Origin of the sequence: Pseudomonas sp. OA65 (assembly GCF_017498305.1) — a bacterium.
GTDB lineage: Bacteria > Pseudomonadota > Gammaproteobacteria > Pseudomonadales > Pseudomonadaceae > Aquipseudomonas > Aquipseudomonas zanjanensis.
In genome coordinates this window covers 75,719-82,821 of the sequence record NZ_JAGDEZ010000027.1, presented here as the reverse complement: position 1 = coordinate 82,821, position 7,103 = coordinate 75,719, and the positions used below count along the sequence as shown (strand labels likewise).

The following is a 7,103-nucleotide window of genomic DNA, read 5'->3' as shown; positions in this document are numbered from 1 at the left end:
ACTCAGCAGTGAAACGATGCATCGCCGATGGTAGTGTGGGGTTTCCCCATGTGAGAGTAGGTCATCGTCAAGATTAAATTCCGAAACCCCTATCTGCTGATGCAGGTAGGGGTTTTGTTTTGCCCGCGGGAAAGTCATTTCGTGTTTCTATGCAACCGTCTTGCGCATGGCTATCATGCGGGCCTCATTATCAGGGCGCAGTCCGCATGCTCACGTTGCTAAAACTTCTGAAGGATGGCCGCTTTCATTCGGGGCAGGCGCTGGGTGTTGCGCTGGGTATCAGTCGCAGTGCTGTATGGAAGCAGCTGCAGCACTTGGAGGCGGATTTAGGATTGTCTGTGCATAAAGTTCGAGGTAGGGGGTATCAGTTGGCTAAGCCCCTGTTGCTTTTGGATGCGGCAGAAATCTGTGAAGCAGGCCTTCATGAGTGGCCTGTCCATATATTTGACTCTATCGATTCCACTAACGCCGAGGCGCTGCGTTTCATTGAGCGTGGCGGGGCTGCACCGTTCTTGATCTTGGCCGAGCGACAAATAGCGGGGCGCGGTCGTCGTGGTCGTAAGTGGGTCAGTCCCTTCGCTGAAAACCTCTATCACAGCTTGGTCTTACGCATCGACGGCGGCATGCGTCAAATTGAAGGTCTGAGCCTGGTTGTCGGGCTGGCTGTAATGCATGTCTTGCGCGAGATGGGCATCGCAGGGGCAGGGCTGAAATGGCCCAATGATGTCCTGGTGGGTGAGAAAAAGATTGCCGGCATTCTGCTTGAACTGGTGGGCGATCCTGCAGACGTTTGCCATGTCGTCCTGGGTGTAGGGATTAATGTGAACATGCAGGCGACTGATGAGGTCGACCAGCAGTGGACGTCCATGTGCCTTGAGACGGGCAGGGATTTCGATCGAAATGAGCTGGTGGCGCGATTGGGTGCGAAGCTACAGCAGTATCTGGAGCTTCATCATGCGTCGGGGTTTTCTGCGATCCAGTCGGAATGGGAGCAATACCATCTTTGGCAGGGCCGAGCTGTATCTCTGATTGCTGGTGTTAACAAAGTTGACGGCATTGTGCTGGGCATTGATCACCAGGGTGCGCTGCGTTTGAAGGTAGATGGCGTGGAAAAGAACTTTAGCGGTGGTGAGCTCAGTTTGAGGTTGCGTGATGATTCTTGAGCTTGACTGCGGCAACAGCTTTATCAAATGGCGTGTTCTTCGCCTCGACGGGGTAACGCCGGTCGAGGGGGGGGTGGTCAGCTCTGACGACGATCTGCTGGCGAGCTTGAAAGACGGAGGGAAGTTCGAGCTCAAGAAGTGTCGTCTTGTTAGCGTAAGGACCATGGCAGAGACTGACTCATTGGTCGCTTCGCTGGTTGATATGTTCGGGGTGTCGGTGGTTCGTGCTGTGCCCGCCCGGGAAATGGCAGGTGTGAGAAACGGCTACGAGGATTACGAACGGTTGGGTCTCGATCGATGGCTTGCCCTGCTCGGCGGTTTTCATCTCGCTTCTGGGGCGTGCTTGGTCCTTGATTTTGGTACCGCCGTTACGGCTGATTTCGTGGCGGCGGATGGCGAACATCTCGGCGGATTCATTTGTCCTGGCATGCCGCTGATGCGCAATCAATTGCGGACCCACACACGAAGAATTCGCTATGACGATATGGCGGCCGAGCGAGCTCATGAGAGCCTCGCTCCAGGTCGTACGACTGTCGAAGCGGTCGAGCGCGGTTGCATGCTGATGCTCAGGGGGTTCGTCCTGACTCAGCTAGAGTTGGCGCGGCAATATTGGGGAGAAGATTTCATGGTGTTCCTTACTGGAGGAGATGCCAATCTGGTTTCCGGGGTGGTTCCAGATGCCAGGGTGGTGCCTGACCTGGTTTTTGTTGGCCTGGCGATGGCCTGTCCTTTGTCTTGAGGTCTCTATGCGGTGGCTGTTTCTGTTATTGCTGGTTTTGAATGTCTTCTATTACATCTGGCACCAGCAAGAGGCTCCGCTTCGCGCCAAGGATGTCACGCCGCTGAGTTTGTATCGCGGTTCGCAACAGGATATTCATCTCTTGAGCGAAACGGCGGATGCTCTTGTCAGGCGTGATTCAGCCAAGTCCGGTGAGGTGTTAAAAACCTGTGTCTACTTGGGTGGTTTTTCCCGTCCAGAGCTGGCCAGGCAGTTGGAGCAGCGTTTGGCTGCTTCGAGTGTCCTGGGGCGTTTCGTGGCTTCGAACTCACAGAATGCCCCTGAGGGGGGAGGATTCTGGGTTCAGGTTGCCCAAGAAAGCGCGGGAAAGGTGAATGAAGCGCTGCTTCAAAACCTTTCTAAAGAATTCAATGAGTTAAAACATAAAATAATGCCGTGCGAGGGGGTTGCACCCGCAGGGTAGTTTGCATAGAATGGCGCCCGCTTCGCAGCGAAGACCTTTAAAGGTAAGCGGTACGAAGCGACGTCAACGCAGCTAACCTCAGGTTTTTAATGAGAAAATGCTTGACAGAAGGCTGGCATGATATAGAATGCCGGCTCGCTTAGGAGGGGTTCCCGAGCGGCCAAAGGGATCAGACTGTAAATCTGACGTCTACGACTTCGAAGGTTCGAATCCTTCCCCCTCCACCATTTTTAGCGTGAGCTGCAAGCTCCGCGGGTATAGTTTAGTGGTAGAACCTCAGCCTTCCAAGCTGATGATGCGGGTTCGATTCCCGCTACCCGCTCCAAGTTTGCAGGTTGTGCAAAGTGTTTCGCTCTTGTAGCTCAGTTGGTAGAGCACACCCTTGGTAAGGGTGAGGTCAGCGGTTCAAATCCGCTCAAGAGCTCCATATGACAAGGCAGATATGAAAATATCTGCCTTTGTTTTAATGGCTTGTGTGACTCGCTAAATTCTTCTCCTAGGGGTGATTTCGATGGCTAAGGAAAAGTTCGAACGTAATAAGCCGCACGTCAACGTCGGTACCATCGGTCACGTTGACCACGGTAAAACCACGCTGACCGCTGCTCTGACCCGCGTCTGCTCCGAAGTTTTCGGTTCGGCCAAGGTTGACTTCGACAAGATCGACAGCGCCCCGGAAGAGAAAGCTCGCGGTATCACCATCAACACCGCTCACGTTGAATACGATTCGGCCGTGCGTCACTACGCACACGTTGACTGCCCAGGTCACGCCGACTACGTAAAAAACATGATCACCGGTGCTGCCCAGATGGACGGCGCGATCCTGGTTTGCTCGGCCGCTGATGGTCCGATGCCACAAACCCGTGAGCACATCCTGCTGTCCCGTCAGGTAGGTGTTCCGTACATCGTTGTCTTCCTGAACAAGGCTGACATGGTCGACGACGCTGAGCTGTTGGAACTGGTTGAGATGGAAGTGCGCGACCTGCTGAGCACTTACGACTTCCCAGGTGATGACACTCCAATCATCATCGGTTCGGCTCTGATGGCTCTGAACGGCCAAGACGACAACGAAATGGGCACCACTGCTGTCAAGAAGCTGGTGGAAACTCTGGACAGCTACATCCCAGAGCCAGAGCGTGCTATCGACAAGCCGTTCCTGATGCCAATCGAAGACGTATTCTCGATCTCCGGCCGCGGTACTGTTGTGACTGGTCGTGTTGAGCGTGGCATCGTCCGTATCCAGGAAGAAGTTGAGATCGTCGGTCTGCGCGACACTCAGAAAACTACCTGCACCGGCGTTGAAATGTTCCGCAAGCTGCTCGACGAAGGTCGTGCTGGCGAGAACTGCGGTGTACTGCTGCGCGGCACCAAGCGTGACGACGTTGAGCGTGGCCAGGTTCTGGTCAAGCCAGGCACCGTCAAGCCGCACACCAAGTTCACCGCAGAAGTCTATGTTCTGAGTAAGGAAGAAGGCGGCCGTCATACGCCGTTCTTCAAAGGCTACCGTCCACAGTTCTACTTCCGTACAACTGACGTGACTGGTAACTGCGAGCTGCCAGAAGGCGTTGAAATGGTAATGCCAGGTGACAACATTCAGATGACTGTTACCCTGATCAAGACCATCGCGATGGAAGACGGTCTGCGTTTCGCTATCCGTGAAGGCGGTCGTACCGTCGGCGCTGGCGTCGTAGCCAAAGTCATCGAGTAAACAGTTGTAATGTCTTTTTCGGGCCGGCATAATGGTCGGCCTGATTTTGTTTTAGGTCAGTAGCTCAATTGGCAGAGCGACGGTCTCCAAAACCGTAGGTTGGGGGTTCGATTCCCTCCTGACCTGCCAGATTCACTCGGTGTGTCTGGCTTTCTTTTCACAGGATCTTCATAGATGACTCCTAAAGCTGAAGCTCAAGGCTCTCGCTTCGATCTGCTCAAGTGGCTAGTGGTAGTCGCTTTGGTGGTTGTTGGCGTTGTTGGCAATCAGTATTTTTCTGCTTCGCCGATCCTGTACCGTGTACTTGCATTGCTCGCCATTGCTGCTGTTGCTGCCTTTGTAGGCCTGCAGACAGCCAAGGGCAAGTCTTTCTTTGTACTCGCTAAGGAAGCTCGCACCGAGATTCGTAAAGTCGTATGGCCGACTCGCCAAGAAACCACGCAGACCACGTTGATTGTTGTGGCTGTTGTTCTGGTAATGGCGTTGCTGTTGTGGGGGCTTGATTCCCTACTCGGCTGGCTTGTTTCCTTGATTGTTGGCTAAGGGTGTCCCGTGGCTAAGCGTTGGTACGTTGTGCATGCTTACTCGGGTTACGAGAAGCATGTTATGCGCTCGCTGGTAGAGCGCGTAAAGCTGGCTGGCATGGAAGATGGCTTTGGCGAGATTCTGGTCCCCACTGAAGAAGTGGTTGAGATGCGCAATGGCCAGAAGCGCAAAAGTGAACGTAAGTTCTTTCCGGGCTACGTGCTGGTACAGATGGATATGAACGAAGGGACTTGGCACTTGGTCAAGGATACCCCTCGGGTGATGGGCTTCATTGGCGGTACCGCCGACAAGCCTGCGCCGATCACGGATAAAGAGGCAGAAGCGATTCTGCGTCGTGTCGCTGATGGTAGCGACAAGCCGAAGCCGAAGACTTTGTTTGAGCCTGGTGAGGTTGTGCGTGTCACCGACGGTCCATTCGCTGATTTCAATGGCACGGTTGAAGAAGTTAACTACGAAAAGAGCCGGATCCAAGTGGCAGTGCTCATTTTCGGTCGTTCTACTCCGGTAGAGCTAGAGTTCAGTCAGGTCGAAAAGGTCTGATTGAGCAGGCATCCCAACCCCGCAGCCGAAGGCTGTGGGGTTTTGTCGTCACTGGGATAAACGCGCAAGTAACCGGGGAGCCTTTCGAGGCGTTCGAACCCGTAATTGGAGTGCCTCATGGCCAAGAAAATTACCGCTTACATCAAGCTGCAAGTGAAGGCCGCTCAGGCTAACCCAAGCCCACCTGTTGGTCCTGCCCTGGGTCAGCACGGCGTGAACATCATGGAGTTCTGCAAGGCCTTCAACGCCCGTACTCAGGGTCTTGAGCCAGGTCTGCCGACTCCAGTGATCATCACTGTCTACAGCGACCGTAGCTTCACTTTCGAAACAAAAAGCACCCCGGCTTCGGTTCTGCTGAAGAAGGCTGCAGGTTTGACTAGCGGTTCCGCTCGTCCAAACACCGTTAAGGTTGGCACCGTTACCCGTGCTCAGCTGGAAGAAATCGCGAAAACCAAAAACGCGGATCTGACTGCAGCTGATATGGATGCAGCCGTGCGTACTATCGCCGGTTCTGCTCGTAGCATGGGCCTTAACGTGGAGGGTGTGTAATGGCTAAGCTGACCAAGCGTCAAAAGGCTATCGCCGGCAAAATCGAAGCAGGCAAGGCCTACAACTTTGTAGACGCCGCCGCTCTGCTGGCTGAGCTGTCGACTGTCAAGTTCAGCGAGTCGTTCGACGTTGCTGTAAACCTGGGCGTTGACCCACGTAAATCCGACCAGGTCGTTCGTAGCGCTACCGTGCTGCCACACGGCACTGGCAAGACCGTTCGTGTTGCCGTGTTCACCCAGGGCCCAGCAGCTGAAGCTGCTCTGGCCGCTGGCGCTGATCGCGTAGGCATGGACGACCTGGCTGCTGAAATGAAGGGCGGCGACCTGAACTATGACGTAGTGATCGCATCCCCGGATGCCATGCGTGTTGTAGGTCAGTTGGGTCAGATCCTCGGTCCACGTGGCCTGATGCCTAACCCTAAAGTCGGCACCGTAACGCCAGACGTAGCCACCGCGGTTAAAAACGCCAAGGCTGGTCAGGTTCGTTATCGCACCGACAAAAACGGCATCATCCACACTTCCGTTGGCAAGATCGGCTTCGACGCCGTCAAGCTGAAGGAAAACGTTGAAGCCCTGATCGCTGATCTGAAGCGTATCAAGCCAGCTTCTTCGAAAGGCATCTACGTCAAGCGCGTTACCCTGAGCACCACTATGGGCCCAGGTCTGGTCATCGATCAGAGCTCGCTCGACGCGTAAGACTCAGGTTGGCACGAGCAATCGTGCCAACCACAAAATTGGGGTCCCTGCCTGGCGGGGGCTGTCCAAGACCGTAGGCGGCGCAAGTCTTAAACCACAAGCCTACGCAGATGGTGCTCCCGGTTCCTTACCGAATCAGACACCAAAACGACATTCGGTTTCGATCGAATGAAACGGTAACAAGCAGGAGTTAAACCCGTGGCAATTAAACTCGAAGACAAGAAGGCCATCGTCGCTGAAGTCAACGAGGCTGCCAAAGCTGCTCTGTCCGCTGTCGTGGCTGATGCCCGTGGCGTAACAGTAGGCGCTATGACCGGACTCCGTAAAGAGGCTCGTGAAGCTGGCGTTTACGTACGTGTTGTACGTAACACCCTGCTCAAGCGCGCTGTTGCTGACACTGAATACAGTGTCCTCAACGACGTGTTCACCGGCCCGACCTTGATCGCGTTCTCCACCCAACATCCTGGCGCTGCTGCCCGTTTGTTCAAGGAATTCGCCAAAGGTCAGGACAAGTTCGAGATTAAGGCAGCTGCGTTCGAGGGCAAGTTCCTCGCAGCTAACCAGATCGACGTACTGGCAACTCTGCCGACCCGTGACGAAGCAATTTCCCAGCTGATGAGCGTGATTCAAGGCGCAACCAGCAAATTGGCTCGTACTCTGGCGGCACTGCGCGACCAGAAAGAAGCTGCCGCAGCCTAAGGCT

The 7,103-nt window shown here is 54.7% G+C and carries 9 protein-coding genes and 4 tRNA genes; all 13 read left to right on the top strand.

Annotated elements, in window-relative coordinates; all coding sequences use genetic code 11:
* Positions 1–206 precede the first annotated feature (206 nt).
* The 13 genes from birA to rplJ all read left to right on the top strand — a co-directional run bounded on the left by birA (position 207) and on the right by rplJ (position 7,099).
* Positions 207–1,163, top strand: coding sequence for a bifunctional biotin--[acetyl-CoA-carboxylase] ligase/biotin operon repressor BirA (gene birA / locus J3361_RS20935; protein ID WP_207966128.1), 957 nt, complete (start codon positions 207–209; stop codon positions 1,161–1,163).
* Positions 1,153–1,902, top strand: coding sequence for a pantothenate kinase (locus J3361_RS20930; RefSeq protein ID WP_207966127.1), 750 nt, complete (start codon positions 1,153–1,155; stop codon positions 1,900–1,902). Before birA ends, J3361_RS20930 begins: the two co-directional genes overlap by 11 nt.
* A 7-nt stretch (positions 1,903–1,909) precedes the next feature.
* Positions 1,910–2,365, top strand: a complete 456-nt coding sequence (locus J3361_RS20925) for a hypothetical protein (RefSeq protein ID WP_207966126.1) — start codon at positions 1,910–1,912, stop codon at positions 2,363–2,365.
* A gap of 142 nt (positions 2,366–2,507) precedes the next feature.
* A tRNA-Tyr gene (locus tag J3361_RS20920) sits at positions 2,508–2,592 on the top strand.
* A gap of 24 nt (positions 2,593–2,616) precedes the next feature.
* Positions 2,617–2,690, top strand: a tRNA-Gly gene (locus J3361_RS20915).
* A 26-nt stretch (positions 2,691–2,716) separates the two neighbouring features.
* Positions 2,717–2,792 (top strand) — tRNA-Thr (locus J3361_RS20910).
* A gap of 84 nt (positions 2,793–2,876) precedes the next feature.
* Positions 2,877–4,070 (top strand): elongation factor Tu, encoded by a 1,194-nt coding sequence (tuf, locus tag J3361_RS20905; RefSeq protein WP_003186103.1) that lies wholly within the window; start codon positions 2,877–2,879, stop codon positions 4,068–4,070.
* Positions 4,071–4,123: 53 nt separating this feature from the next.
* A tRNA-Trp gene (locus J3361_RS20900) sits at positions 4,124–4,199 on the top strand.
* A gap of 45 nt (positions 4,200–4,244) precedes the next feature.
* A complete protein-coding gene (gene secE / locus J3361_RS20895; RefSeq protein WP_024776457.1) occupies positions 4,245–4,613 on the top strand; it encodes a preprotein translocase subunit SecE in 369 nt (122 codons plus the stop codon).
* A gap of 9 nt (positions 4,614–4,622) precedes the next feature.
* The gene (nusG, locus tag J3361_RS20890; protein WP_003186097.1) at positions 4,623–5,156 is read left to right on the top strand and encodes a transcription termination/antitermination protein NusG; all 534 of its coding nucleotides are present in this window, start codon (positions 4,623–4,625) and stop codon (positions 5,154–5,156) included.
* 117 nt (positions 5,157–5,273) lie between these two features.
* On the top strand, positions 5,274–5,705 hold the full coding sequence (rplK, locus tag J3361_RS20885) for a 50S ribosomal protein L11 (protein WP_003176435.1): 432 nt from the start codon (positions 5,274–5,276) through the stop codon (positions 5,703–5,705).
* Entirely contained in the window at positions 5,705–6,400 is a 696-nt protein-coding gene (gene rplA / locus J3361_RS20880; protein ID WP_003186095.1) for a 50S ribosomal protein L1, read from the top strand. The genes rplK and rplA overlap by 1 nt, the downstream gene beginning before the upstream one ends.
* Before the next feature lie 198 nt (positions 6,401–6,598).
* Positions 6,599–7,099, top strand: coding sequence for a 50S ribosomal protein L10 (rplJ, locus tag J3361_RS20875; RefSeq protein WP_003206099.1), 501 nt, complete (start codon positions 6,599–6,601; stop codon positions 7,097–7,099).
* Positions 7,100–7,103 lie beyond the last annotated feature (4 nt).

Bases quoted from the DNA above. Each gene is read 5' to 3' on its own strand.
- J3361_RS20930 (WP_207966127.1), top strand. From the start codon at position 1,153: ATGATTCTTGAGCTTGACTGCGGCAACAGCTTTATCAAATGGCGTGTT.
- tuf (WP_003186103.1), top strand. From the start codon at position 2,877: ATGGCTAAGGAAAAGTTCGAACGTAATAAGCCGCACGTCAACGTCGGT.
- secE (WP_024776457.1), top strand. From the start codon at position 4,245: ATGACTCCTAAAGCTGAAGCTCAAGGCTCTCGCTTCGATCTGCTCAAG.
- birA (WP_207966128.1), top strand. From the start codon at position 207: ATGCTCACGTTGCTAAAACTTCTGAAGGATGGCCGCTTTCATTCGGGG.
- rplA (WP_003186095.1), top strand. From the start codon at position 5,705: ATGGCTAAGCTGACCAAGCGTCAAAAGGCTATCGCCGGCAAAATCGAA.
- rplK (WP_003176435.1), top strand. From the start codon at position 5,274: ATGGCCAAGAAAATTACCGCTTACATCAAGCTGCAAGTGAAGGCCGCT.
- J3361_RS20925 (WP_207966126.1), top strand. From the start codon at position 1,910: ATGCGGTGGCTGTTTCTGTTATTGCTGGTTTTGAATGTCTTCTATTAC.